Origin of the sequence: Cupriavidus sp. SS-3, from assembly GCF_035818815.1 — a bacterium.
Taxonomy (GTDB): Bacteria; Pseudomonadota; Gammaproteobacteria; order Burkholderiales; family Burkholderiaceae; genus Cupriavidus; species Cupriavidus taiwanensis_C.
Map to the genome: position 1 here is coordinate 163480 of NZ_JAYLVT010000010.1, position 23225 is coordinate 186704.

The following is a 23225-nucleotide window of genomic DNA, read 5'->3' on the forward strand; positions in this document are numbered from 1 at the left end:
TGGCGCGTCGGATCATGCCGTGCGATGGCCCACACACATCGGTTTTTAGAATGTCCATTCCAATTCAGCGCTTGTGAAACGCCCGAAGCCGTGGATAGGCTTCGTACAGCTGTTTCAAGCATCCGTATGCCGCCAGAGCAGGGAGCGGACAGCGCAGCAACTTGCACAGGGGTTTATCGCGGTACAGAAGAGAGAAGCGCCCCCATGAAGACCGGCAAAAGCTCGGCAGGAGACACCAAGGCCCGGATTCTCGACGCCACGGAAAAGCTGTTCACCGAGGTAGGCTACGAAGCCACCTCCCTCAGGCAAGTCACCTCGCGCGCCATTGTCAACCTGGCCGCCGTGAACTACCACTTCCGCAGCAAGGACATCATGATGCACGCCGTGCTGAGCCGGCGCCTGGACCCGCTCAACGCGCGGCGCCTGGCGCTGCTCGATGCATGCGAAGCGCGCTGGCCCGGCCACGCCATCCGCTGCGAGCACGTGATGGGCGCGCTGTTCGTGCCCGCGCTGCAGATGGCGCGCGACCCGTCGGTGGGCGGGCCGTCGTTCCTGCGGCTGCTCGGACGCGTGTATTCGGATACCTCGCCGTTTATCCAGCAATACCTGCTGGAGCACTACGCGCCGGTGTACGGCCGCTTCTTCGATGCCTTCGCGCGCGCCATCCCGGCGCTGCCGCGGCACGAGCTGGGCTGGCGCCTGCAGTTCGCGCTCAAGGCACTGGCAGGCGTGCTCGCCGGCGAGGAACTGACCAGCCTGCTGCCTGCCTTCACGCAAGGCCGGCAGATGAGCGATGCGCACGTGCTGGCCCAGCTCACCGCGATGGTCGAGGCCGTGCTCAACGTGGCGCAGCCCGGCGCGGACCAGCTCTCGGCGCTGCAGTCGGTGTTCGGGCTGGGCGAGGAGCAGCAGCACGGCGGCCAGCACAGCGGCCAGCGCGCCGGCAGTGCCGCCAATGATCCGGATGCCAGCGTGGCCGCGATCGCGGCGGGCGAGGCGGCCAGCCATGCCGCCAACGCCCTCGACAAGGCCCGCTCCGGCGCACGCACCGTGCGCCATGCGGGCACCAAGCGTGCCGCCGTGACCAGCGTGCCAGTGCGCGCGCGCGAGCACACCGTGAGCTTCCCCAGCAACCCGCTGGATGACTGGATGCGCATGCGCAGCCGGACGTAGCGGCATGCGCCGCCGCCGGTTACCGCCGGCACGGCGCCGCCGCGCTCACGCAACCTGAACCGTCGATCCACCCCAGCGGGGCCGCGCCGCGGCCCTGTGGACCCCGTGCGCGCGGCCGCTTGCCGCCGGCGTTGCGGTGACCTGTTCGCTTTGCCCGTCTTGAGGAGGAAGTTGCCGTGCCAATCCCTGCACCGATCCGACCATCGAACACACTGCGCCTTGCCGTTATCAGCGGCGCCGTCATCGGCCTGCTGGCCGCGCCGCTGGCGTATCCGCCCGTGGCCATGGCCCAGCCGGCCAGCGCTGCCGCCGCCACAGGCACCGCCTATGACGACCTGCCGTCGGCACAGCAGGCCGCGCTGTTCTCGCGCCAGGTCGCCAGCGGCGAGCTCGCGCGCCTGTCCGACGCGCAGGTGCTGGCCGTGTTCCAGGCGCTGCAGCCCGATGCGCTGCTGAAATGGGCGCGCGCCGAGATGAACCGCTACCCCGAATACGAGTACTGGATGTCGCGCCAGGAGCGGCTCAACGGCCAGTGGCAGGAACAGCCGGCGAAGATGCAGATCCGCTACCGCCATGCGCCGCGCCAGCTCTACGCCAGGTGGCTGCCCGGCGGCGCGCAGGCGGGCCAGGAAATCCTGTATGACGAGACCCGCCGCAAGGACGAGATGTACGGCCACCTGGGCGGCGTGCTGGGTTTTACCTCGATGTGGATCGCGCTGGACGGCTCGCTGGCGCGTTCGCAGTCCAACCATACCGTGCGCGACCTGGGCTTCCAGTACGTGCTGTCGATGCTCGAGCGTGACGCGAAATCGCTGCGCGCCGCCGGGCTGTCCGAGAAATTCGGCAAGGCCGAGATCGTGCAGGAGCAGGGCGTGCGCATGGTGGCACTGACCTGGGACTTGCCGGCCGGCGCGCCGCAGTACTACGCCAAGCGCGTGCAGCTGATGCTGGACCTGAAGCATCCGTATATCCGCGTGGAAACCGCGTGGGATGCCGACGGCAACATGGTCGAGAAGATCGTGTTCGACAAGCTGGTGCGCAAGACCTTCGAGGCCGCGGCGTTCGACCCGGCCAATCCCGAGTATCGCTTCTGACGCGGCACACGCCGCGCGCGGCCGCGCCCGTTTGGAACGGCCGCTCTATTGACGCTGAAACCCGCGCGCGGCGACAGTCGCCGCTCACGACAGGATCCGGACGCAGAGCCGGACCACCGATCCGGCAACAGGGGTCGCAGGAAAATCAGGAGACAGGCAATGACCATGTCGAGGCTTTGGCGCAGCACTTTGGTGGTGACAGGGGTGAGTGTGGCCGCGGCGCTGGCCGGCTGCGGTGGCGGCGGCGGCGACGAGGACACGCCGCGCGCCGGCACGCAGGCGCCGCCGCAATGCGCGGACACGGGCACGTGCCCGGCGCAGGGGCCGGTCACCATCGGCGGCCCGCCCGGATCGCTGTGCCCGGCGGCGCTGGACTACGGCACCACCTTCACCGGCGGCTCCGGCGCGGGCGAACTGGTGAAGCTGCGCTTCGATACCGCGGCGCGCACCTACCAGCTCGAAATCATCGAGTCGCCGGTGCCGAAGCAGCCCGGCAGCGTCAGCCCGACGCGCGCGGGCGTGACCTTCACCGGCACCTTCGCCAACCTGAGCTCGCTGCCCACCGCCGAGCAGAACCGCTGCGCGGTGGCGCTGCAGACCGCCACGGCATCGGACGGCGTCTCGCAGGCGAATATCGACAGCGCCAAACCGCCGGTGATCTTCCTCGGCAACGGCGTCGCCGGCGGCGGGATTCCGGGTGCCACCATCTCCTATGCGGGCGTGCTCGGCCTCGGCGCGATCCCGGCCACCACCTTCCCGTTCTACCCGGTGCTGGCGTTTGCGCAGACCGAAACCGATTTCAGCAGGGTGGCCGGCACCTACAACCTGCTGGGCTACCACCAGGTGCCGTCCGGCGGCGCGCTGACCGCCCAAAGCCATTTCACGCCCGCCACCGCGCAGACCACCGAAACGCTCAACGCCGACGGCAGCTGCACCACGGCAAGCGGCAGCTGCCGCAGCACCGGCAACAGCTGGAAGCTGCGCAGCGCCGACGGCGCCTTCGAAAGCAGCAATGCCGATGGCAGCCGCCGCTATCCGTCGTTCCACAGCCAGGCCATCACCGCCAACAACGCCAGCCGCGCCAAGGGGCTGATGGTGGTGGGCAAGCTCGACGGCGCGCTGGTGCCGCTGCTGGTGCGCACCGGCTATGCGCAGATCTCGCTGCTGCCGCTGACGGTCAATGTCGACGATGAGTCGGGGCTCGCGCTGATGGCGCCTGCCACCACCGTCGCCAGCGGCCGGCTCGACGGCGGCTATATCGGCTCGGGCAGCGACTTTGCCTACACCGCGTCGCTGATCAAGGGCGCGCGCGTCGACCTGCTCGACCCGATGACGATGAACCAGACCGGCGGCTTCCAGCTCGACTTCACGCAGGCCGCGGCGGGCATGGTGACCACCACCGACAACAGCGGCACCACCGGCGCGCTGATCGCCAGCGGCCGCGTGTTCAGCCATTTGTCCGGCACCGGCGGCAGCAGCCCGACCTTCCGCGTGGGCGTGCTCGCGGCACCCTGATCGCAGCGCAGAGAAAACAACGAGGAGACCAAGCCATGCAGCCCCATCAAATTGTCCTGCCGCGCCCATCGACCGTACCGGCGCGCGCACTGGCCGCGGCCGCCACCGCCATGCTTGCCGCCTGCGGCGGTGGCGGCGGCGGCGACGACGCCCCGGCCATGCCGGCGGCCGCGCAGACGCGGCTGTGTCCGGCTGCGCTGGACTACAACACCACCTTCACCGGCGGCACCGGCTCGGGCGAGCTGGTCAAGGTGCAGATCGACACCACCCGCATGACCTGGCAGGTGACCTTCCTGGACTCCTCGGTGCCGCGCCAGACCGGCACCGTGCAGCCCACCCGCAGCGATCCCACCAACGGCCTGAACGTGGTGCGCGGAACGCTCAAGGCCGAGACCGGCCTGCCCACCGAGAAGCTGAACCAGTGCGCGTTCGAGCTGAGCGGCGCCAGCCTCGATCCCGCCCGCCCGGCCAAGCTCTTCGTCGGCGAAGGCGTGGCGGGCGGCACCATACCCGGCGCGCGCATCCAGTTCAACGGCGTGCTCGGCGCCGGCGCGGTGCCCGATACCACCTTCCCGTACTTCCAGTTCATCGGCTTCGCGCAGACCGAGACCGACCTGTCGAAGATCGCCGGGCAATACCACGGCACCGGCTTCCACGAGGTGCCGTCCAAGCAGTTCCAATTGGTGGCGCAGGACTACCGCATGGCGCTCGCCGCCGACGGCTCGTTCACGGTCTGCGACAACGCCACCAGCACGTGCGAGCGCAAGGGCGACAACTTCGTGCCCCAGCCCAGCGGCGCACTGCTGTCGACCCGCTACAAGGCCGAGAGCCAGCCGCCCACGCTGGGCAGCACGCTGGGCAAGGCCTACCTGATCGTGGGCAAGCTGCGCGGCCAGCTGGTGCCGATCATGATCCGCGTGGGCTATGCCAATGACTCGCTCGCCAATGGGCCCCTGGGCGCCGACGACGAAATCGGCATCGGCATGATGGCCCCCGCCGTGGCGGTCTCCGAGGGCACGGTCAATGGCGAATACGTCGGCGTCGACAGCAACTTCAACTACCGCGTGACGGCACTGGTGGGCGCCGCCGCGACCATGATGGATCCGTTCCGGCCGTCCGATGCGTCGCTGGCGATCCCGTACCGGCTCGACTTCTCGCAGCAGGTGCCGGGCGTGGTGCGCACCTCGCGCCGCGAGGCCCCGGCGGGCTCGGCGCCGACCGGCAAGCTGATGTTCACCGGCGGCGTGTTCGGCTTCCTGGAGCAGCGCGACAGCGGCCCGTACTTCACCGTCGGCGCCTTCGTGCAATAAGCCGGCCCAGGCCCGGGGCCATCGCAGCCCCGGCGCCCTCCATCGATGCATCACCAGTGACTTCACTGCCCGGGGATACAACATGAAGACCTTGCATCTGACGCTCGCGCTGGTGCTGGCCGCGCTGGCCAGCATCGCCGTGCCTGCCCATGCCCAGAAGAAGGGCGACAACGTGGTCTCGGCCGGCTGGTTCCATATCCGGACCCATGGCCAGAGCGACCCGCTCACCACCTCGCTGCTGGACGTGCCGATCAACTACCCGCTCGGGCTGCCGTCGACCTTCACCGCACCGGGCAGCAGCATCTCGTCGTCCAACGCCAATACGCTGGGGCTGACCTTCAGCCACTTCGTCTCCGACCATATCGCGATCACCGCGGTGGGCGGCATCCCGCCCGAGTTCAAGCTCTACGGCCACGGCGAACTGATCCCGCCCGGCCCGGCCGGCGCGCTCGGCCGCCAGAGCCTGGGCGACCCGGCGCTGAACCCGATCATCACCAAGGCGCGCCAGTGGAGTCCGGCGGCGATGGTGCAGTACCACTTCCTGGAACCGGGCACGCGCTTCCGGCCGTTCCTGGGGCTCGGCGTCTCGTACAACTTCTTTACCAACATCGAAGTCAATCCGGCCTTCGCCAGCTCGGTCAACAACAACCTCGGCGCCATCCTGGCGGCGGGCGCAGGCATTCCGGGGCCGACCTCGGTCAGCGCCGATGCGTCGTCGTCGTGGGCGCCGGTCTTCAATATCGGCGGCACCTACAACTTCGACGAGCACTGGGGACTGACGGCGGCGGTCACCTACATCCCGCTGAAGACCACCTCGACGATGACGATCAAGGCAGCCAACGGCACGGTGCTGTCGACGTCGAAGACCAAGCTGGAGCCGCATCCGCTGGTGTTTTTCCTGGCGGCTTCTTACAAGTTCTGAGGACGAAAAAAAGCCAGTGGCAAGCCACTGGCTTTTGTCGCATGAACCGCTGCCGGGGTACTCCCTCTCCCGCAAGCGGGAGAGGGGAGCAAACCCTCGGCAAGTGTTACTGCGTCACCGTCCCCTGCTGCGCCGGCGTACCCTGCTGCGCCACCGCACTGCTCTCCTGCAAGCCCCCGCCCAGCGACCGGTACAGGTCGATCGCATTGTTCAGCCGCAGCTGCCGGGCCTGCACCAGCGCCTGTTCCGCGGTGAACAGCTGGCGCTGCGCATCGAGTTCGTCCAGGTAGCTGGCCACGCCGCTGCGGAAGCGCAAGCGCGACAGCTCGTAGCGGGCGGCCTCGGCATTGCGCGCCTGTTCCTGGCCCGCGACCTGGTCTTCCAGCGTGCCGCGCGCCACCAGTGCGTCCGCCACTTCCGCGAAGGCCGTCTGGATGGTCTTCTCGTAGTTGGCGATCTGGATGTTCTTGCGCACGTTGGCCAGGTCCAGGTTGGACAGGTTGCGGCCGAAGTCGAAGATCGGCAGCACCAGCTGCGGCGCGAACGACCAGGCGCGCGTGCCGGCATCGAACAGCCCGGAGAACGTCGGGCTGATGGTGCCGCCGCTGGCGGTCAGCGTGATGCGCGGAAAGAACGCCGCGCGCGCCGCGCCGATATTGGCGTTGGCCGACAGCAGCAGCTGCTCGGCCTGGCGGATGTCGGGACGCTGCTCGAGCAGGTCCGACGGCAGCCCCGGCGGAATATCGCTGATGATGCGCTCGTCCGACAGGCGCATCGGCTCGGGCAGGTTCTCGATGGTGCCGATGGGCTTGCCCACCAGCACTTCGAGCGCGTTATGCGCCTGCGCGCGCTGGCGTGCCAGCTGCGCCGCGGCGACGCGTGCCTGCGCCACCAGCGACTCGTTGTCACGCAGGTCCAGCGCCGAGGTGGCGCCGGCCTCGAAGCGCTGCTTGGCCAGCCCGTAGGTGCTTTCGCGCGCCTTCAGGGAGTCGCGCGCCAGCTCGTACTGCTCGGCGTAGGCGCGCTCGGCCAGGTAGGCCTTGGCGACTTCCGAGACCAGCGAGATATGCGCCGAGCGGCGCGCCTCTTCGGTGGCGAAATACTGCGCCAGCGCGGCATTGGACAGGCTGCGCACGCGCCCGAAGAAATCGAGCTCGTACGACGAGATGCCCAGGCCGACCTGGTACACCTCGGTCACGCCCGGCTGCCCGAGCACCGTCGCCGCCTCGGCGGCAGTGGTGCGGGCCCGGGTGTAGCCGCCGTTGACGTTGACCGTGGGCAGCAGGTCGGCGCGCTGCACCTGGTACAGCGCGCGCGCTTCCTCGATGCGCAGCGCCGCGGTGCGCAGGTCGCGGTTGTTTTCCAGCGAGGTCGCGATCAGCGCCTGCAGGCGCGGGTCGCGGAAGAACTCGCGCCAGCCGATGTCGGCGGCGCGGCGGGTTTCGCCGCTCTTCACCTCGGCGGTGGCATAGCCTTCGGGCGCCGTCGGGAAGCTGTCTGCCACCGGCGGGGCAGGGCGGTCATAGTGGGGCGCCAGCGTGCACCCCGTCAGAACGCCGGCCACCAGCAGCAGTGTGGTCAGAGTCTTGGTCATGTTCAGATTTCCTCTTGGGGGTCGTGCCACTTCTGGTCCAGCATGCGCTGGCGGGCACTGCCCTTGAAGCGCTTGCGCACCACGACGAAGAAGACCGGCACCAGGAAGATCGCCAGCACCGTGGCCGTGATCATCCCGCCCATCACGCCGGTACCGATGGCGCGCTGGCTGCCCGAGCCCGCGCCGGTGGCGATCGCCAGCGGCAGCACGCCCAGGATGAACGCCATCGACGTCATCAGGATCGGGCGGAAGCGCAGGTGCACCGCTTCCAGCGTGGCTTCGATCAGGCCCTTGCCCTGCGCCTGCAGGTCCTTGGCGAATTCCACGATCAGGATGGCGTTCTTCGCCGACAGGCCGATGGTGGCGATCAGGCCCACCTTGAAGTACACATCGTTGGGCATGCCGCGCAGCGTCACGCCCAGCAGCGCGCCCAGCACGCCCAGCGGCACCACCAGCAGCACCGAGAACGGGATCGACCAGCTTTCATACAGCGCGGCCAGGCACAGGAACACGATGATCAGCGACAGCGTGTACAGGATCGGTTCCTGCGAGCCGGCCAGGCGTTCTTCGTACGACTGTCCGGACCACTCGAAGCCGAAGCCCGGCGGCAGCTTGGCGAAGTTCTCCTCCATCACGCGCATGGCTTCGCCGGTACTGCGGCCCGGCGCGGCCTGGCCCGCCAGCTTCACCGCCGGCATGCCGTTGTAGCGCTCCAGGCGCGGCGAGCCCATCACCCACTTCGAGGTCGCGAACGCCGCGAACGCCACCATGTCGCCGTTGCTGTTGCGCACGCGCAGCTTGGTCAGGTCGTCGGGCAGCCGGCGGTCGGCGCCTTCGGCCTGCACGATCACCTTGCGCACGCGGCCTTCGTAGATGAAGTCGTTGACGTAGTTGGAGCCGAAGGCGATCGACAGCGTCGAGTTGATGCTCGCCACCGAGACGCCGAGCGCCTTGGCCTTCTCGCGGTCGATGTCGATCTGCAGCTGCGGCGCGTCTTCCTGGCCTTCCGGACGCACGCCCATCAGCACCGGGCTCTGCGCGGCCATGCCGAGCATCATGTTGCGCGCTTCCATCAGCTTGGCGTGGCCCTGGCCGGTGCGGTCCTGCAGGCGGAAGTCAAAGCCCGAGGAGTTGCCCAGCTCGGAAATCGCCGGCGGATTGAGCGGGAAGATGATCGCGTCCTTGATGAACGACAGCGCGCCGAAGGCACGGCCGACCAGCGCCTGCGCGGTCTCGCCCTCGCCGGTGCGTTCCTTCCAGTCCTTCAGGCGCACGAACGCGATACCGCCGTTCTGGCCGCGGCCGAAGAAGGAGAAGCCCGCCACCGTGATCATCTGGTCCACCACCTTGCTTTCCTTCTGCAGGTAGTAGTCCTCGATCTGCTTGAGCACGCCGATGGTACGGTCCTGGGTCGCGCCGTTGGGCAGCTGCACCACGGTGATCATGTAGCCCTGGTCTTCATCGGGCAGGAACGACGACGGCAGGCGCTTGAACAGCACCACCACGCCGGCGATGATCAGCGCGTAGATGATCAGGTAGCGGCCGGTGCGCTTGAGGATGCGCGCGACCACGCCCTGGTAGCCGGTCGAGGCCGTGGCGAAGGTGCGGTTGAACCAGCCGAAGAAACCCTTCTTCTCATGGTGATGGCCCGCTTCCACCGGCTTGAGCATGGTCGCGCACAGCGCCGGGGTCAGCGTCAGCGCCAGCAGCGCCGAGAACGCCATCGAAGCGATCAGCGACAGCGAGAACTGGCGGTAGATGTTGCCCACCGAGCCCGAGAAGAACGCCATCGGGATGAACACCGCGGTCAGCACCAGCGTGATGCCGACGATGGCGCCGGTGATCTGGCCCATGGCCTTGCGTGTGGCTTCACGTGGCGAGAGTCCTTCCTCGCTCATGATCCGCTCGACGTTCTCGACCACCACGATGGCATCGTCCACCAGGATACCGATCGCCAGCACCATGCCGAACATGGTCAGCACGTTGATCGAGAAGCCGAACGCCAGCAGCGCGCCGAAGGTGCCCAGCAGCGCGATCGGCACCACCAGCGTCGGGATCAGCGTGGCGCGGAAGTTCTGCAGGAACAGGTACATCACCAGGAACACCAGCACCACGGCTTCGAGCAGGGTCTTGATCACTTCCTCGATCGAGATCTTGACGAAGGCCGAGGTGTCGTACGGCACCGAGTACTCGTAGTCTCCCGGGAAGTTCTTCGACAGCTCTTCCATCTTGGCGCGCACCGCGGTGGCAGTGGCGAGCGCGTTGCCGGTCGGGGCCAGCTTGATGGCGATGGCCGCCGACGGCTTGCCGTTGGTGCGGGCCTGGGTCGAGTAGTCGGCACCGCCCAGTTCCACGCGGCCGACGTCCTTGATGCGCACCGACGACCCGTCCGGGTTGGTGCGCAGCAGGATGTTGCCGAACTGCTCGGGCGTGGTCAGCCGGCTTTCGGTGGTGACGGTGGCATTGAGTTCGGTGCCCTTGGGCGACGGCGTGCCGCCCAGCTCGCCCACGGCGACCTGGATGTTCTGCTCGCCGACCGCGGCGGTGACGTCGGTCGGGGTCAGGTTGAAGCCGGTCAGCTTGGCCGGGTCCAGCCAGATCCGCATCGCGTACTCGGTGCCGAACAGGTCGGCCTGGCCCACGCCGGGCACGCGCCGGATCGAGTCGATCACCTGCGCCGAGACGTAGTTGCCGAGCTGGATCGCGCTGGCCGTGCCGGACTTGGACGACACCGTCAGGAACATCATGTAGTTGTTCCCGGCCTTGTCGACGCGCACGCCCTGCTGGCGCACCTCCGCCGGCAGGCGCGCTTCCACGCGCTTGAGGCGGTTCTGCACCTCGACCGAGTTCAGGTCGACGTTCGAGCCCGGCGCAAAGGCGATGGTGATGCTGGCCAGGCCGGACGACTCGCTGGTGGAGCTGTAGTAGAGCAGGTTGGGGGCGCCGTTAAGCTCCTGCTCGATCACCGAGGTGACGGAATCCTCCAGCGTCTTGGCCGACGCACCCGGATAGGTGGCGGTGACCGAGATCGTCGGCGGGGCGATGTTCGGATATTGCGCGATCGGCAGTTGCAGGATCGACAATATGCCGCCCAGCACGATGATCAGCGCGAGCACCCACGCGAACACCGGCCGGTCGATAAAAAACTTGGCCATAAGACTGGCTCCCTCTTTGTCTAGCCCTGTGTGCCGCGGCGGCTGGCGTCAGCCGTCGCGGCCCGGCGGTTTCAGCCTTGCTTGCCCTCGGCCTTCGCTTCCTGCTTCGCTTCGGCCTTGGGGGCCGAGGCCGGGGCAGCGGAAGCCGCGGTCGGCGTGGCGGCCGGCGCCGAGGCGCCCGCCTGCACGAACGGCACCGGCTTGGCCGGCGCGCCGACCTTGACCTTCTGCAGGCCCTCGACGATCACCTTCTCGCCGCCCTTCAGGCCTTCGGTCACGATCCAGCGGTCACCGATCGCCTGCGGCGCCTTGACCGGCACCGCCGCGACGTTGCCGTCGGCACCCACCACCATCACGCTGGCACCCTGGGCGCCGCGGATCAGCGCGCGCTGCGGCACGGTCAGGGCGTTCTCATCCACGCCCTGCTCGATCTTCACGCGCACGAAGGTGCCCGACAGCAGTTCGCGGTTCGGGTTGGGGAACTGCGCGCGCAGCGTGATCGCGCCGGTGGTCGGGTCGACCGTCATGTCGGAGAACAGCAGCTTGCCGGTGTGCGCATACTCGCGGCCGTCTTCGACGAACAGGTGCACGTTGGCACCGCCGTTGACGCCCTTGACCGCGCCGGACTCGATGGCGCGGCGCAGGCGCGTGACTTCGGAGGCCGGCTGGGTAAAGGTGACCCACATCGGGTCGACCTGCTCCACCAGCGCCAGCTTGGTCGCCTCGCCCTTGCCCACCAGCGCGCCTTCGGTCACCAGCGCGCGGCCGGCCCGGCCGCTGATCGGCGCGGTCACGGTGGTGTAGCCCAGGTTGATCTGGGCGGTGCGCACCGCCGCCTTGGCCGACGCCACGTCGGCGTTGGCCTGGCCGGCGGCGGCGACAGCGTCGTCGTACTCCTGCTTGCTGACCGCGTTGACCGCCACCAGCGGCTTGTAGCGGTCGGCCTTCAGGCGCGCCGACACGGCGTTGGCTTCGGCGCGCTGCAACGCGGCCTGGGCCGAGGCCAGCTCGGCCTGGTAGGAGGCGGGGTCGATGCGGAACATGACCTGGCCGGCCTTCACTTCGCCGCCCTCGGTGTAGTTGCGCGACAGCACGATGCCTTCGACGCGCGCGCGCACTTCGGCCGTGCGCACGCCTTCAAGGCGGCCCGGCAGTTCATTGACGACGGCGACCGACGACGGCGTCACGGTGACCACGCCCACTTCAGGCGGCGGCGGGGCGCCGCCCTCGGCCTTCTTGTCGCCGCAGGCGGACAGCGCCACGGCCGACAGGGCCGCTAGTGCGTAGGCTGCAACGCAACGGATAGGTTGGGACTTCCTCATCGATAACCCCATGATGGCAATTTGAGATCCGCCGTGCCGCCCCGGCCTGTCATCGGACAAACGGGAACGACATGGCGCGCCGCAAGGCTTTGCGGCGGGCAAAAGCGTGATGCTAGCCACAAATCGCGGCGTCGCGGTGACGATTGCGACGAACGGTGGCTTTTGTGTAACGACTGGATAATTTGTCCGGCTGGCCTGCGGCAGGATTGCCCGCCGTGCTGGGTAGGTCACAGTGGGCGGCTGGCCGAATGCCGGGCAAGCGCGTATTATATATACATTCAAGCATGTATGTTAAGTTGATGTCGCGATGGGGCTTTCGGCGCACAACATGACCGGAAAGCCATGGCAACACGCACGTCCCTACTGCTCCCCGACCGGATCGGTACGAAATGCGTGGAATCTACCCCCGGGATCAGGGCGCGAACCGCCGGCCCGGGTTAGGATGCGCGCCGTCGTGTCGGCTCGCAAGCGTGGCAATGCCCATCATGTGATGACAACGACCCACCGGAGACACGCTGCGGGCAGGTGTGCCTGCCGAGGCAGCCGCACCAGGGAGAATCAACCAGACCGGCCATGATCGCGCGATCGCGACATGCCGCCGGCAGCAGAGACAATCATGGTCAGACGCACCAAGGAAGAGGCGCTTGAGACGCGCCACCGGATACTCGACGCGGCCGAGGCCGTGTTTCACGCCCGCGGCGTGGCCCGCCCGTCGCTGGCCGACATTGCCGAGGCGGCCGGGGTCACGCGCGGCGCGATCTACTGGCACTTCAAGAACAAGAGCGACGTGTTCGCCGCCATGTGCGACCGCGTCCACCTGCCGGTGGAGGCGCTGATCGAGCCGGAGCGGCTGGCGCGCCAGGAAGACCCGCTCGGCGGCATCCGCGACATCTGCGCCTATGTAATGCGCCAGACCGTGATCAATCCGCGCTGGCGCCGGGTCTTCGAGATCATCTTCCACAAGTGCGAAATGGTGCAGGACAACGGCGCCATCTTCGAGCGCCAGCGCCAGTCCCACCAGGATGGCCTGGTCAAGATGCGCGAGCACCTGCGCCTGGCCGTGGAGCGCGGCCAGCTGCCCGCCGACCTGGACCTGGACCTGGCCGTCAATGCCTTCCATGCCGCGGTGGGCGGGGTGCTGGCGCACTGGCTGTTCTCGCCGCAGGACTTCAACCTCGACGCCAATGCCGAGCGCCTGTCCGACGCCTTCATCGATACCCTGAAGTTTTCGCCGGCGCTGCGCCACGGCTACGTGCCGCGCCCGATGGCCGAGCTGGACCAGGAGCTGTCCACGCTGTGCCGGCAGGCCTGCGCCGGCGCGCCGAACGGCAGCCTCGATACCCCCGACCTGGTGCCCTGAGCCCCGCTGCTGTCGAGCGCGGGCGTCGCGCTAGCCGCGCATGGCCTCGCGCCAGCGCGCCAGGAACGCGCGCTTGCGCATGGCGTCCTGCGCCGCCAGCAGCCCCGGGCCGACGCTGATCGGCTTGAGCGCGTAGCCGAGCCGCTCCGACAGCGCCGCGGCCGTGTGCACGCTGTCGGTGTCGGTGCGGATGGTATAGAGCTGCGAAGTGGACTTGGCCAGCAACGCCTGGCCCTCGCGCGACAGCAGGTAGTCCAGCCACAGCCGCGCCGCATTGGGCCGCGGCGCGCGCCGCGCGATAAAGGCCACGCGCGACATCACCAGCGTGTAGTCGCTCGGGGCGATCACATCGATGGCCGCGCCGCGCTGCATCAGCGACAGGGCATAGGACCCCAGCAGGTTGTAGCCCATCACCAGCTCGCCGCCGGCAATGCGCTCGATCATCTCCGCGGTGGACGCCGACAGCTGCACCCCGGCACGGCCCAGCGCCTGCGCCAGGTACCAGAACTCGCTGCCCATGCGCGCGTCCTGCTGCGCCAGCAGGTAGCCCACCCCCGAACGCTCCACGTCATACGTCACCACCTTGCCGTGCCAGCGCGGCGCGTGTTCCTGCAGCAGCCGCGCCAGCCCGCTGCGGCTGCGCGGCGGGCGCATGCCGGCCAGGTGGTGGCGGTTGTAGACGATCACCGCGGGCTCGAAGGTGGTGCCCCAGGCCTCGTCGCGCCACACCGCCCAGCCCGGCAGGCCGCCGCGCTCGGGCGAGGCGTAGCGCTGCGCGTGGCCGTCGTTGACCAGCTTGATCTGCAGGTCCATGGCGGTGCTCCACAGCACATCGGCAAAGACGGCCCGCGGCCCGGGCGGCTGGCCGGACAGCGCCGCGGTCTCGGCCAGGAAGCGCTGGTTGAGCTGGACCGTGTTGAGATCCTGGTAATGCACGCGGATGCCGGGATAGCGCGCCTCGAACGCGGCAATCAGCGGCCGCGCCACCTCCAGGTCGGTCGACGCGTACACCGTGACCATGCCTTCGCGCAGCGCGCCGGCAATGGTGGCGTCATACCCTGACGGGTATCCCGGCGGCGGCGCCGGCGGCCTTGACTGGGCATGAAGGGGCCATGCGGCGCCACCCAGCAGCGCGGCGCCCAGCAGGCGGCGGCGCTGTCCCGAAGGGGGCGAAGCGCAGTCGGTCAGACAAGGCAGGGAAGGTTGGAACGGCTGGGACGAACGCGGGGACACGGTGCTCGGGACGGAGGGACTGCCGGTGGTGCCGGGGAAAGCGGCGAGCGCGCCGGGACCGGCGGGGCGAGGGTATTATAGGCGCCCGCGGCGGGCGCGCTCCATCGGTGCTGCCCCCGGTTTTACGGGCGCTTGCCATGCCTTGTTCCCGCGTGTGCGCGCCGCAACTAACATAGAACCAACCGGCACAGGAGGAGACCGGCATGCGCATCCTGCTGGTGGAGGATGAAGTCGAACTGGCACGCTGGGTCGCCCGCGCGCTGGAGCAGGGCGGCTTCGTGATCGAGCACGTCGCCGACGGCCTGCAGGCCGAGGCGCGCCTGCAGGCCGAGGAATACGACGCCGTGCTGCTGGACCTGCGGCTGCCGGGCAAGGACGGGCTGGCCGTGCTCAAGTCCATGCGCGGGCGCGACGACCGCACCCCGGTGCTGATCCTGACCGCGCAGGACACGCTCGACGAGCGCGTGCGCGGCCTGAACCTGGGCGCCGACGACTACCTGCCCAAGCCCTTCGCCATTGCCGAGCTGGAAGCGCGGCTGCTGGCGCTGATCCGCCGCAGCCGCGGGCGCGCGCATCCGCGCCTGCAGTGCGGCACGCTGGTATTCGACGGCGAGACCCGCAGCTTCACGCTGGGCGGCGCGCCGCTGGCGCTGACGCCGCGCGAATCGACCCTGCTGGGCGCGCTGCTGGCACGCAGCGGCCAGCCGCTGACCAAGGCGCAGCTGCTCGACAAGGTGTTCTCGCTCGACGCCGACGTCTCGCCCGACGCGATCGAGGTGCTGGTCTACCGGCTGCGCAAGAAGCTGGCCGGGCACGGGGTCACCATCGTCACGCTGCGCGGCTTCGGCTACCTGCTGGAGCCGGAGGCGAAGGGCTGAGATGCGGCACCCGGTGCTGCTGTGGCGCCGCGGCAGCCTGCGCCGGCAATTGCTGTTGCTGCTGCTGCCGGCGCTGGCGGCGATGATGGCGATCGACACCTGGCTGACCTACGGCACCCTGCGCGACGCCGCCAACACCGCCTACGACCGTTCGCTCTACGGCTCGATCCGCGCCATCGACAATGCCATCGGCATGGCCGGCGACAACGTCCAGCTGACGCTGCCCGACGCCGCCATGGAGATCTTCGAGACCGCGGCGCAGACCCATGTGTTCTACCGCGTCTCGACCGAGCGCGCCGGCCAGGTCGAGACCGTGACCGGCTACAGCGACCTGCCGCTGCCGCGCGGCCCGCTGGTCAACAATCAGCCGCGCTTCTACGACGCCGAATACCTGGGCGAGGCGGTGCGCATCGCCGCGATGGCGCGCCCGGTGTACCGGCCCGATGCGCGCATGCGCGTGATCATCCAGGTGGCCGAGACCGCCGAGCCGCGCAGCGCGCTGATCGGCTCGGTATGGCGCAGCGCGCTCGCGCGCGACCTGCTGCTGATCCTGCTGAGCGCCGCGATCCTGGTGGGCGGGGTCACCTACGTGCTGCGCCCGCTGGCGCGCGTGCGCGACGACGTCGAGGCGCGCTCGCCCGAGGACCTGACCCCGCTCGTGTTCGAGCGCGTGCCGGCCGAGGTGCGCCCGCTGGTCGATGCGGTCAACCTGCACGTATCGCGCTCGGCCGCGATGGCGCAGTCGCAGGCGCAGTTCATCGCCGATGCCGCGCACCAGCTGCGCACCCCGCTGGCCATCCTCAAGACCCAGGCCGAGTACGCCCAGCGCCAGCTCAACGCCGCCGCCCCTGCCGCCGACCCTGCCGCCGACCCTGCCGCCGACCCCGCCGCCGCGCGCGCGGCCGCCGGCGAAGCCGTGGGCGGCATCGTCATCCAGCTGGAGCAGGCCGCGCGCCTGACCAACCAGCTGCTGGCGCTGGCGCGGGTACGCCAGCACCGCGGCGACGCCGCACAGCAAAGCGAGCCAGGCGAAGGCATCGACGTCATCGATGCCGTCACCGTCGCCGAGCAGGTGGCGCTGGACTACCTGCCGCTGGCGCGCGGCAAGCAGCAGGACTTCGGCTGGGAGCCGGTACCGGGGCTGGCGCTGCCGGTGCGCGCCGACGCCGCGCTGCTGCGCGAGGCGCTGGCCAACCTGGTCCACAACGCGATCCAGTACTCCCCCCGCGGCAGCCGCATCACGCTGTCGGCAACGCGCTCGGGCGATCACGCCTGCCTGGTGGTAGAGGACGATGGTCCCGGCATTCCGGCCGAGGAACGCGAGAAAGTGTTCGCACGGTTCTACCGGCGCGTGGGCAACGCGGAGCCCGGCTCCGGGCTGGGGCTGGCGATTTCGCGGGAGATGGCGGCGCGGTTTGGCGGGACGGTGGAATTGGGGGAAGGGGAGCAGGGGACTGGGGTGCGTGCGGTGTTGAGATTGCCGGTGGAAGGTAGCTAGGTTTACGACCGGGTCCACGGATCTGGACATCCGACTCCGTGGAGGCACCCGCCCTCACCCCCGCCCCTCTCCCGCAGGCGGGAGAGGGGAGAAAACCGGCGACAGCGGACGCGTTCGAGCGCCAAGCGAGCGCAGCGACGCGTTCCGTGCCAGGGCCCACGCCCCGCGATAGGGTCGGCGCAGCAGCCGAAGGCGTTCCTACGGTAAGACTCGCAGCAGGGACCACTCCGCGCTCTGGGCTCGTTCAACCTGCACTTCAACGCCCCTGCCACCGTGGTGCACCACCGCGGCAGGCAGTCTAGCTATGTGAGGAAGCAAAGCCCCGTACGAAAACCCCCAGGCACACTACGATAAGACATGCCGCCCGCAGGGCAATCAACGCGCTTTTTGGTTACTTTTCGGCGCTCGGCCAAAAAGTGACCCGCCCAGCAGGGCGGAACCACGCGGTTCAACAGCCAACAGCATGTCATCAACATCGACGCCCCCAATAACCAAGACCGCCAGCCCTATCAGGCATGCCGAAACCTATCCAAACAACTCCTCCGCCACCGTAGGATGCACCTGCACCGTCGTCTGCAAATGCGACTCCCTTACCCCCAGCCTTAACGCCACCGCCAGCGCCTGCACAATCTCCGGCGCCGCGTTATCCATCAGGTGCACCCCCAGCACGCGCCCGCTGCGCGCATTGAGCACCAGCTTGAACACCGACTGATGCGGCGTGCCGGCAAAGCGATGCTCCAGCGAGACAAAGCGCTTGACCACCGTACGGATACGCTCGGGCTTGCCGGCGGCCTCGATGGCCTGGGCTTCGGTCAATCCCACCGCACCGATGGCGGGCTCGCAGAACACCGCGGTCGGCACGAAATCGAAATCGGCGCGTTCGCCGCGCCGCCCGAACAGGCGGTCGGCGAGCCAGCGGCCCTGCGCGGTGGCCACCGGCGTCAGGTGCAGGCCGTCGATAGCATCGCCCAGCGCATAGACGCTACGCACGCTGCTGCGGAACTGGCGGTCCACGCGGATGCCGCCCCGTTCGCCGAAGGCCACGCCCAGCGCTTCCAGCCCCAGGCCCTGCACGTTGGAAACGCGCCCGATCGCCGCCAGCGCGGCCTGCGCGCGCACGGACTCGGTCTGGCCGGCGCGGGCCGGGTCGTTGGTAGGCTGGTAGCAGACTTCGACGGCGCCGTTGGCCTGGCTCAGCAGGTGCACGCGCGCGTTCAGGTGCAGCCGCACGCCGCGCGCGGTCAGCGCGTCGGCCAGCGCCGCGCCGATGTCGTGGTCGAAATGCGGCAGCAGCCGCTCGCCGGCGACGATCAGGTCTACCTTCACGCCGTAGCGCGACAGGATCGAGGCCTGTTCCACGCCGATATAGCCGCCGCCGATGACGGCGACTGACGCGGGCAGGCTCTGCCAGGTGAAGACGTCGTCGGAGCTTGCGGCCAGGTCGCCCCCCGGCACCTCGAGCGTGCGCGGGCGCGCGCCGGTGGCGATCAGGATGCGGCGCGCACGGATGGTCTCGTCGCCGACGCAGACTTCCTCCGGCCCGGTGACGCGTGCCTCGCCGTGCAGGACTTCGACGCCGGAATCGGTCAGGCGCTGGGTGTAGCCCACGTTCAGACGCGCGACCTCGGCGTTGACGCGCACGATGGCATCGCGCCAGTCCTCGTGTCCGCCGGTGTGGGACAGGCAGCCCGACAGGATGGCCGACCACGAGGCCCCGTAGGACAGCATCTTCTTGGGCACGCAGCCGCGGTTGACGCAGGTGCCGCCAATGGCGTCGCGCTCGACCAGGATCACGCGCGCGCCATGCGCGGCCGCGCGCCGCGCGCACGCCACGCCGGCCGAGCCGCCGCCGATCACCACCAGGTCGGCCTCGCGCGACTTGTCGTTGCGACGGCTGCGGCCGCTGCGCGCGCGCGGCACCTGCTGCACCGGCGGCGCCGCGCTGACTTCGCGGGCGCGCCGCGGCGCGCTGGCCGCGCTGGCCCCTGGCGCTGTGGAAAGCGGTGTCTGGCGTTTGGTCATCCATGCCTCCTGTCGCGGCACGCGGGCCGCATCGACAATCATCAGGCCAGCGCCAGCAACACGGAAACTAGGCAGCGGGCCGCAGTTCGGTATTCAGGATCGATGGCCACTCGCGCAGGAAAGTTTCCCCGTCGCGGCGGCCGAGTTCGTAGGCGTGCGTCATGGCGTCGGGCCGGGTGTAGTCCCAGCTCGAGATCGGCACGCGCTGCGAGGGCTGCAGGTACAGGCGGCGCTGGCCGCCTTGGTCGAGCACGAAACGGCGCGGGCGCGGGTACAGCCGCGTGACCAGCACCAGCACATTGCCGGGCGCGGCGTCGAGCGCGTCGACCGGCACGTTGTCGACCAGTCCGCCGTCCAGCACCGGGCGCCCGTCGCGGCGCAGCACGGGCGTGAACGGCGGCGTCGACGCCGACTGCAGCAGCAGGTCGGCCAACTGCTCGGGCGAGGCGCAGTCCTGCGCGCGCACGAACTCGGGCCGGAAGCCCAGCTTGCGCCCCAGCCGCGGGTGCAGCGTCTTGAGCACGTGCTTGTCGATGTTGTAGGCCAGCAGCCCGGCCGCCACCGCCAGGCGCGGGCCGCTCCAGCGCGGGATATGCGCCACGCCGATGCGGATCTCGGGCGCCTGCTGCAGGTGCGAGGCGCCCATCGGCAAAGATGGTCAGCAGCGCGGTGCGGTAGATGCCGTAATGCGGGAACACGCGCTCGTTGCGCAGCAGGTTGCCCCAGTAGGCATTGCGCCGGTTGTCGGCCAGCACCGCGCGGTAATAGTCCATGGTCTGGTGCGAGTCGTGCGCATAGACCATGCAGGCGGTGGCCGCGCCGGCCGAGATCGCGGCGATCACGCGCGGACGCAGTTGCAGTTCCGGCGCGACCGTGTCCCACCAGCCCGCCTGCCACCAGCAGCGGTTGCCGCCGCCGGCAAAGACGACCTGGTCGAAGGGATTGGCGTCACCGCAAGCCATGGAAGATCCGGAGCGCGTCAGAGCAGGGCGTAGGTGGTGGTGGCCTGCACCGCCAGCTTGCCGTCGGTGCCGGTCAGCTCGATCTCGCCGAACACCACGGTCTTGCCCAGCCGCAGCACATTGGCGCGCACCAGCACGTCGCCGTCGATCACGGGGCGCATGAAGTTGGTGGTCAGCGTGACCGTGGTCATCGGCCGGAACGCGCCCAGCGCGCTGGCCACGGCAACGATCATGGCGGTATCCGCGGCGGACATCAGCACCTGGCCGCAGACCACGCCGCCCGCATGGCGGAACGATTCGCTGAACGGCAGGCGCAGCGTCACGCCGCGCTCATCGACGGCTTCGGCGCGCAGGCCGAGCTGGCGTACCCACGGCGCCAGCACGCGCTCGAGCGTGGCGTCGATGTCGGCAAGGGTCAGGGCTTCGGGCATGAGGCTCCTTGTTCTGTCTGGCCGCGCCATGGCGATCCTGTGGCGGACCGCTATTCCGTCTCCTCCGGCGCGACGCGATGTTTGAGGCAATGATACAGGGGCCCGGTGGCCAGCACCACGAACGCCATCCGGATCACGTGGAAGGCCGTCACCAGCGGCACACCCACCTCCAGCACCTTGGCGGTGATGCACATCTCGGCGATGCCGCCCGGCGTGGTGCCCAGGATCACCGTGGCCGGATGCGCGCCCGACAGCGCCGCCAGTCCCCAGCCGAACAGCGCCGACACCACCAGCGCCAGCACGGTGTACAGCGCCACCCCCGACAGGAAGCGCGGCGCGGTATGCAGGAACTCGCGCGAGAAACGCACCCCCAGCGACACCCCGATCAGCAACTGTCCGGCCCGGCTCATCCAGGTGGGGATCGCCGACAGCTCGATGCCGCAGGCGGTCAGCACCGCGGCTGCCAGCAGCGTGCCGATCACGAACGGGTTGGGCATGTTCAGCCGCTTCACCAGCAAAGCCACACCCAGCGTGATCGCCACCAGCGCCACCAGCCCCGGCGCACTGACCACGCGCGGGCCCGGGATATACGGGTCGAGCCCGTGGATGCCGCCGTACTGGAAGATCGCCGGCACCGTCACCACCACCATCAGCACCCGCAGCGAATGCGCGGCCGCCACCTGGTCGATGCGCGCGCCGTTGCGCTCGGCCAGGTTGGCCATCTCCGAGGCACCGCCAATCGCGGTGGAGAAGAACGCGGTCTTGAAGGCGACGCCGGTGGTCCGCCGCAGCAGCAGCGCGCCGCCCGCGCCCAGCGCCAGCGCGAACAGCGAGCCGGCGATGATGTAGGGCAGGTATTCCACCAGCCGCGCCACCACGTCCGGCGTGAAATACAGCCCAAGCGAAGCGCCGATGACCCATTGGCCGGCATTGCGCGCCTGCGCCGGCGCGCGCAGGTCGGCGCCGGCCATGCGCGCGGCCGCCACCGCCAGCAGCGGCCCGATCATCCACGGCAGCGGCGTATGCAGGAGGGTGCAGAGCAGGGCGGCGGCCAGCCCGAGCGCCAGCGTGGGCAGCGCGGACAGCCAGCGGTTGGCGGCAAGCGGCATTGGTCAGCGGCCTGGCGCGGGGCGCCGGCGCTTGTTGTTGTGACGAAGGAAAGCAAAGAGGCCCGCGCGCCATGGCGCCGGGCCCCCCGAGAGACTATCGCATGCTAACGCGAATCACGCGGCGTTGTCTGCCTGCGCATGCGCGCTGCCGCGCCCGGCGTGCCAGCGCAGCAGGCGCGGGATCACCACCACCGCCACCGTCAGGGCCAGGATCGAGGCCGAGATCGGCTGGCGCAGGAACAGGCTCCAGTCGCCCTGGCCGATCGACAGCGCGTTGCGCAGCTGCTTCTCCGCCATCGGCCCGAGGATCATGCCGACGATCACGGGTGCGGTGGGGAAGTCGAAGCGGCGCATCACCATGCCCAGCAGGCCGATCACGAACAGCAGCAGCAGGTCGAACCACGACTGGCGGATGCCGTACGCGCCCAGGCCGGCGAAGATCAGGATGCCGCCGTACAGCAGCGGCGTCGGCACGCGCAGCATGCGCACCCACAGGCCGATCGCGGGCAGGTTCAGCACCAGCAGCATCACGTTGCCGATATACAGCGACGCCAGCAGGCCCCACACCAGGTCGCCCGAGGTCTGGAACAGCATCGGCCCCGGCTGCAGGTTGTAGTTCTGGAACGCCGCCAGCAGGATCGCGGTGGTGTTGGAGGTGGGGATGCCCAGCGTCAGCAGCGGCGCCAGCGTCGCGGTCACGGCCGAGTTGTTGGCGGCCTCGGGGCCGGCCACGCCTTCGATCGCGCCGACCTTGCCGAACTCTTCCTTGTGGTCCGACAGCTTCTTCTCGGTCGCATACGACAGGAAGGTCGGGATCTCGGCGCCGCCCGCCGGGATCAGGCCGAACGGAAAGCCGATGAAGGTGCCGCGGATCCACGCCGGCAGCGATCGCTTCCAGTCCGACCGGTTCATATGGGTCGAGCTGAGCTTGTTGTAGGTGCTGGGCGGCTGCGGGAAGAAGGCGTTGAACAGGGCCTCGCCCACCGCGAACAGGCCGACGGCGACCACCACGATGTCGATGCCGTCGTACAGCTCCTGCACGTTCATCGAATAGCGCGTCTGCCCCGACAGCGAGTCCATGCCGATCAGGCCGATGCCCAGGCCCAGGAACAGCGCGGTCATGCCGCGCAGCAGCGACGAGCCCAGCACCGCCGAGACCGTGGTGAAGGCCAGCAGCATGATCATGAAGTACTCGCCCGGGCCGAACTGCAGCGCCACGTCGGCCGCCACCGGCGCGAACAGCGACAGCATCACGGTGGCGATGGTGCCGGCCACGAACGAGCCGATCGCCGCGGTCGCCAGCGCCGGGCCGGCGCGGCCGTTCTTGGCCATCAGGTTGCCTTCCATGGCGGTGACCATGGTGGAAGACTCGCCCGGCGTGTTCATCAGGATCGAGGTGGTCGAGCCGCCGTACATCGCGCCGTAGTAGATGCCGGCGAACATGATCAGCGCCGCGGTGGGCTCGACCTTGGCGGTCAGCGGCAGCAGCATCGCCACCGTCAGCGCGGGGCCGATGCCGGGCAGCACGCCGATGGCGGTGCCGAGGAAGCAGCCCACCAGGGCCCACATCAGGTTGATCGGCGTGATCGCGACGGCAAAGCCGTGCATCAGCTGGTTCAGGGTATCCATGCGAAGACTCCTTGCGTG

16 protein-coding genes and 1 pseudogene are annotated in these 23225 nt (G+C 69.3%); 8 read left to right on the forward strand and 9 right to left on the reverse strand.

The window, feature by feature from the left end:
- Positions 1 to 204 precede the first annotated feature (204 nt).
- From U9J39_RS17270 to U9J39_RS17290, 5 genes are all read left to right on the forward strand, one after another.
- A complete protein-coding gene (locus U9J39_RS17270) occupies positions 205 to 1173 on the forward strand; it encodes a TetR/AcrR family transcriptional regulator (RefSeq protein ID WP_115711454.1) in 969 nt (322 codons plus the stop codon).
- A gap of 176 nt (positions 1174 to 1349) precedes the next feature.
- Positions 1350 to 2267 (forward strand): DUF1571 domain-containing protein, encoded by a 918-nt coding sequence (locus tag U9J39_RS17275; protein WP_326347612.1) that lies wholly within the window; start codon positions 1350 to 1352, stop codon positions 2265 to 2267.
- Between the two features lie 159 nt (positions 2268 to 2426).
- Positions 2427 to 3782 carry a DUF2957 domain-containing protein gene (locus U9J39_RS17280; RefSeq protein ID WP_326347613.1) on the forward strand — a complete coding sequence of 452 codons (1356 nt, stop codon included), beginning with the start codon at positions 2427 to 2429 and terminating at the stop codon, positions 3780 to 3782.
- A gap of 35 nt (positions 3783 to 3817) precedes the next feature.
- On the forward strand, positions 3818 to 5092 hold the full coding sequence (locus U9J39_RS17285) for a DUF2957 domain-containing protein (protein ID WP_326347614.1): 1275 nt from the start codon (positions 3818 to 3820) through the stop codon (positions 5090 to 5092).
- Between the two features lie 82 nt (positions 5093 to 5174).
- A complete protein-coding gene (locus tag U9J39_RS17290) occupies positions 5175 to 6014 on the forward strand; it encodes an OmpW/AlkL family protein (RefSeq protein WP_115711451.1) in 840 nt (279 codons plus the stop codon).
- Between the two features lie 106 nt (positions 6015 to 6120).
- Here U9J39_RS17290 and U9J39_RS17295 read toward each other — a convergent pair whose 3' ends face one another.
- From U9J39_RS17295 to U9J39_RS17305, 3 genes are all read right to left on the reverse strand, one after another.
- Positions 6121 to 7608 (reverse strand): efflux transporter outer membrane subunit, encoded by a 1488-nt coding sequence (locus tag U9J39_RS17295; RefSeq protein WP_326347615.1) that lies wholly within the window; start codon positions 7606 to 7608, stop codon positions 6121 to 6123.
- 2 nt (positions 7609 to 7610) lie between these two features.
- The gene (locus U9J39_RS17300; RefSeq protein ID WP_111520647.1) at positions 7611 to 10763 is read right to left on the reverse strand and encodes an efflux RND transporter permease subunit; all 3153 of its coding nucleotides are present in this window, start codon (positions 10761 to 10763) and stop codon (positions 7611 to 7613) included.
- A gap of 71 nt (positions 10764 to 10834) precedes the next feature.
- Positions 10835 to 12085 (reverse strand): efflux RND transporter periplasmic adaptor subunit, encoded by a 1251-nt coding sequence (locus U9J39_RS17305; RefSeq protein ID WP_115711449.1) that lies wholly within the window; start codon positions 12083 to 12085, stop codon positions 10835 to 10837.
- A 616-nt stretch (positions 12086 to 12701) separates the two neighbouring features.
- Here U9J39_RS17305 and U9J39_RS17310 point away from each other — a divergent pair.
- Entirely contained in the window at positions 12702 to 13445 is a 744-nt protein-coding gene (locus U9J39_RS17310) for a TetR family transcriptional regulator (protein WP_116311944.1), read from the forward strand.
- Positions 13446 to 13475: 30 nt separating this feature from the next.
- Here the strand turns inward: U9J39_RS17310 and U9J39_RS17315 are convergent, their stop codons facing one another.
- Positions 13476 to 14678 carry an ABC transporter substrate-binding protein gene (locus tag U9J39_RS17315; RefSeq protein ID WP_442784902.1) on the reverse strand — a complete coding sequence of 401 codons (1203 nt, stop codon included), beginning with the start codon at positions 14676 to 14678 and terminating at the stop codon, positions 13476 to 13478.
- A 203-nt stretch (positions 14679 to 14881) separates the two neighbouring features.
- On the opposite strand from U9J39_RS17315, the gene U9J39_RS17320 reads away from it, so the two are divergent.
- Positions 14882 to 15556, forward strand: coding sequence for a response regulator (locus U9J39_RS17320; protein ID WP_012354366.1), 675 nt, complete (start codon positions 14882 to 14884; stop codon positions 15554 to 15556).
- A 1-nt stretch (position 15557) separates the two neighbouring features.
- The gene (locus U9J39_RS17325) at positions 15558 to 17054 is read left to right on the forward strand and encodes a sensor histidine kinase (RefSeq protein WP_326347617.1); all 1497 of its coding nucleotides are present in this window, start codon (positions 15558 to 15560) and stop codon (positions 17052 to 17054) included.
- 525 nt (positions 17055 to 17579) lie between these two features.
- Here U9J39_RS17325 and U9J39_RS17330 read toward each other — a convergent pair.
- The 5 genes and pseudogenes from U9J39_RS17330 to U9J39_RS17350 form a co-directional block, all read right to left on the reverse strand.
- Positions 17580 to 19076, reverse strand: coding sequence for a dihydrolipoyl dehydrogenase family protein (locus tag U9J39_RS17330; protein ID WP_115711759.1), 1497 nt, complete (start codon positions 19074 to 19076; stop codon positions 17580 to 17582).
- Between the two features lie 67 nt (positions 19077 to 19143).
- A pseudogene (locus U9J39_RS17335) lies at positions 19144 to 20038 on the reverse strand (patatin-like phospholipase family protein).
- A gap of 17 nt (positions 20039 to 20055) precedes the next feature.
- On the reverse strand, positions 20056 to 20469 hold the full coding sequence (locus U9J39_RS17340; RefSeq protein WP_115711443.1) for a PaaI family thioesterase: 414 nt from the start codon (positions 20467 to 20469) through the stop codon (positions 20056 to 20058).
- Positions 20470 to 20519: 50 nt separating this feature from the next.
- Positions 20520 to 21578: an AbrB family transcriptional regulator gene (locus U9J39_RS17345; protein WP_326347618.1), complete on the reverse strand. Its 1059-nt coding sequence runs from the start codon at positions 21576 to 21578 to the stop codon at positions 20520 to 20522.
- A gap of 114 nt (positions 21579 to 21692) precedes the next feature.
- Positions 21693 to 23207, reverse strand: coding sequence for a tripartite tricarboxylate transporter permease (locus tag U9J39_RS17350; RefSeq protein ID WP_115678992.1), 1515 nt, complete (start codon positions 23205 to 23207; stop codon positions 21693 to 21695).
- Positions 23208 to 23225 lie beyond the last annotated feature (18 nt).

Coding starts and splice junctions, on each gene's coding strand:
- U9J39_RS17325 (WP_326347617.1), top strand. CDS start 15,558: ATGCGGCACCCGGTGCTGCTGTGGCGCCGCGGCAGCCTGCGCCGGCAA.
- U9J39_RS17305 (WP_115711449.1), bottom strand. CDS start 12,085: ATGAGGAAGTCCCAACCTATCCGTTGCGTTGCAGCCTACGCACTAGCG.
- U9J39_RS17345 (WP_326347618.1), bottom strand. CDS start 21,578: ATGCCGCTTGCCGCCAACCGCTGGCTGTCCGCGCTGCCCACGCTGGCG.
- U9J39_RS17310 (WP_116311944.1), top strand. CDS start 12,702: ATGGTCAGACGCACCAAGGAAGAGGCGCTTGAGACGCGCCACCGGATA.
- U9J39_RS17350 (WP_115678992.1), bottom strand. CDS start 23,207: ATGGATACCCTGAACCAGCTGATGCACGGCTTTGCCGTCGCGATCACG.
- U9J39_RS17295 (WP_326347615.1), bottom strand. CDS start 7,608: ATGACCAAGACTCTGACCACACTGCTGCTGGTGGCCGGCGTTCTGACG.
- U9J39_RS17300 (WP_111520647.1), bottom strand. CDS start 10,763: ATGGCCAAGTTTTTTATCGACCGGCCGGTGTTCGCGTGGGTGCTCGCG.
- U9J39_RS17330 (WP_115711759.1), bottom strand. CDS start 19,076: ATGACCAAACGCCAGACACCGCTTTCCACAGCGCCAGGGGCCAGCGCG.
- U9J39_RS17340 (WP_115711443.1), bottom strand. CDS start 20,469: ATGCCCGAAGCCCTGACCCTTGCCGACATCGACGCCACGCTCGAGCGC.
- U9J39_RS17270 (WP_115711454.1), top strand. CDS start 205: ATGAAGACCGGCAAAAGCTCGGCAGGAGACACCAAGGCCCGGATTCTC.
- U9J39_RS17285 (WP_326347614.1), top strand. CDS start 3,818: ATGCAGCCCCATCAAATTGTCCTGCCGCGCCCATCGACCGTACCGGCG.
- U9J39_RS17280 (WP_326347613.1), top strand. CDS start 2,427: ATGACCATGTCGAGGCTTTGGCGCAGCACTTTGGTGGTGACAGGGGTG.
- U9J39_RS17320 (WP_012354366.1), top strand. CDS start 14,882: ATGCGCATCCTGCTGGTGGAGGATGAAGTCGAACTGGCACGCTGGGTC.
- U9J39_RS17290 (WP_115711451.1), top strand. CDS start 5,175: ATGAAGACCTTGCATCTGACGCTCGCGCTGGTGCTGGCCGCGCTGGCC.